Below are 2,306 nucleotides of genomic sequence, written 5' to 3'. Positions count from 1 at the left end.
TCTAGTTCATCACCAATCAATTTTTTTAACTCAATCTTGTTGCGAATCGAGTCGCTAATCGTGTTGTAATAATCCTTGAGCCTTTCTTCATCCCTAGCTCTAGCTCTTATTAATTTAGCCTGCCAATTATCTAGAGATTTTCCAATCAATATTGCACTTTGATGTTCAATTAACCTCAACAACTCTTCAATTGGCATCGCCAATGGTGTCTCTTGATGCTCCACAGTCATTAGGTCAGACTCCCAAAACAAAGCATCCCCAATTTCTACTGGTGTTACTCCTGTTATTTCATTGATAATGAACGAAACTAAACCAATCCTTTTTTCGGAAGCATTCGCTGTATAAGCCACATTACACAAGATGTAGCGAGTAATTTCTGGTTTAGCATCTAAAAAACGAATTAAGCCATTTTGAGGTGCGAGTCTCTCCAATAAAAGTTTCTCAAAGCCTGTGTTTTTCAGATGTCCATCGATTTTAACACCCAACGCACTAATAAGTCCTTTAACAGCTAATAGTTCAGATAGCTTATTTAAGACTTCTGAATGATAGGTGACAAAAACACTTTGGGGTACATCAGCAATAGTAGTAAAAGTAACTTCTTCGGGGAGCGAAAGCAGCGATGCTATATTTTCTGTTAACAACACATTTAAAATGTGTTCACCAGCAGGTTCTGCTATCCCATCATGCAGAGAAACAATTTTTTCTAAGGTAGCAATAATTGGGTCTGATAACATAGTTAGTCAAATCAATTTCTCAAGCTTCAAAATCTTCGCCAAAAATCTGTTCATCCAGTTCTTGAATTTGCTGATACTGGTTTTTGGCTTTTAACAAATTATCTGCCAATTGCTCGAAGGCTGTATCTAATTCGGGCTTGACTTGATGCTTGAGCCAGATATCCATAACAATTTCACTAAAGTCAAATTCATCATCTACGTTCCCTAAAATTGTTTCAATCTCTCCGACCACTAGTTCAAACATATTAATTTTGTCATGCAAGATCCGCAGAATATACTCTTCGATACTGCCCTTGAGACAAAAGTTAAAAATAAAAACATCCTGGGTTTGTCCAATGCGGTGGATACGACCAATGCGCTGTTCTATTTTCATTGGGTTCCAGGGGAGGTCATAATTAACGATCGCGTTCGCAAACTGGATGTTACGTCCCTCTCCGCCTGTTTCGGATGCCAGCAGTACAGAAACAGTATCCCGAAATGCGGCTATAGCCTCATCTTTCTGTTTAAGGGACATCCCACCAGTAAATTCTGCAAAGGGGATATTTGCTGCTTGCAGAGTTTGGGCCAAATAAGTGCTAGTTGCTTTATGGGTTGTGAAGACCAAGGTTTTCTGGGAAGATTTTGAGAGCATTTCTACCAATACTTTTGCTTTCTCGACCTGCTTGACTTGGGCTGCTCGTCTTGCTAAAGACTTCAGTTCTTCATCAGGCAGGCGTTTGGTCAGTTGCTTGAGGGAGTCAGCCAAAGCACCAGGGGATGAACCAGCACGCATTAGCAAATTGGTGCGGGAGAGTCTGTCTAGCTTGTCCTCTGAAGAACGTAGATACTCGCTCAAATCTTGGTAAAGTTTCTCCTCGCCTGCTGCTGGGGTAACGGTAATTGTGGTGGCGAAGCGTTTAGGCAGTTTGACATCTACTAAGGCGCGGGTATTTCGCACCATGACTTCCCGCATGAGAGAGCGTAACTTTTCTGGATTTTTAGGGACTCGTCCATTCCTGGAATCGACATATTCTTTTTTAAAAGCGGCTTCTGTTTGTAGCAGTCCCGGTTTGAGGAGGGTCAGCAGATTAAACAGTTCAATAAGGGAGTTCTGCACTGGCGTAGCAGTGAGCATGAGGATAAACCGCTTATTGAGGGCGTTGACCAGTTTCCAGTTTAGGGTAGTGCGATTTTTCAGGTGGTGGGCTTCATCGACAACAACCAAGTCCCAAGTGCGACTGGTGACGTGGGGATAATGTTTAACAGATTTAGCCGTGTTTAATGAAGCGATAATTCGCGGATTATTCGTCCAAAATTCGTCTATGGGTTGTTGCGGGTCACGGTTATCTGTGGTGATAGTAGCAATATTAAATTTCTCACTTAACTCTGATTGCCACTGGGAAACTAGGGATGCGGGAGTTAACACCAGCATGGACTGTACCATACCTCTTGCTAAGTACTCGGCTATGATTAGTCCCGCCTCAATGGTTTTGCCCAATCCGACTTCATCGGCTAGTAATGCGCGTCCACCCAGTTGTCTAAGTACTTTTCGGGCTGTTTCAATCTGATACCAGTATTTGTCAATAGCAGTTA

At 42.2% G+C, this 2,306-nt stretch carries 2 protein-coding genes; both read right to left on the bottom strand.

What is annotated here, in order from left to right:
* The coding region (locus tag LC653_RS45795) for a hypothetical protein (protein ID WP_229501836.1) at nt 1-734 on the bottom strand (734 nt) is incomplete at its 3' end.
* Nucleotides 735-753: 19 nt separating this feature from the next.
* Nucleotides 754-2,306, bottom strand: a 1,553-nt coding sequence (locus LC653_RS45790; protein WP_229501835.1) for a DEAD/DEAH box helicase, incomplete at its 5' end; no start/stop codon positions are given.

Origin of the sequence: Nostoc mirabile CHAB5784 (genome assembly GCF_020829645.1) — a bacterium.
Taxonomy (GTDB): domain Bacteria; phylum Cyanobacteriota; class Cyanobacteriia; order Cyanobacteriales; family Nostocaceae; genus Nostoc; species Nostoc mirabile.
Note: the sequence above shows the minus strand (reverse complement) of the source record. Positions and strands in the feature narration are given on the sequence as shown.